Annotated in this window: 1 protein-coding gene; it reads left to right on the top strand. The window is 70.2% G+C overall.

Going from position 1 to position 392, the window contains the following annotated elements:
* Window positions 1-392: hypothetical protein (locus RM572_RS29570; RefSeq protein ID WP_311676412.1), on the top strand; the 392-nt coding region annotated here is incomplete at both ends.

Below are 392 nucleotides of genomic sequence, written 5' to 3'. Positions count from 1 at the left end.
GAATCCCGCTGCTCACACCGGAGTTCACCCTCCCGCTGTTCCTGCGCCTCTACTGCGAAAGCCTCTGCCGGACGGATGCCGGACCGGTTCCGACGGGACACCAGGGCCGCGTCGCCATCTTCGAGCGCTACGTCAGCGCCAAGGTCACCACGGTCGCCCGCCGCCTCCGCCCCGATGTGAGTTCCAGCTACGAACTCGACGCGGTGAAGACCCACGTCCGGCACGGCCTCGGCGCCGTCCTCGACGCGCTCTCCCGGCTCGGCCGCGAGGGCATGAGCGCCACCGCCGCCCATCAGGAGGTGACGTCGAAGCTCAACGGCTCCGGTATCGACACGGCCAGGCTTCTGGGCCTCCTCCAGGAGGAGGGGGTGCTGACCCGCGAGCGGCTCCAC

The organism is Streptomyces hazeniae, from assembly GCF_031845485.1.
GTDB classification, from domain to species: Bacteria; Actinomycetota; Actinomycetes; order Streptomycetales; family Streptomycetaceae; genus Streptomyces; species Streptomyces hazeniae.
Note: the sequence above shows the minus strand (reverse complement) of the source record. Positions and strands in the feature narration are given on the sequence as shown.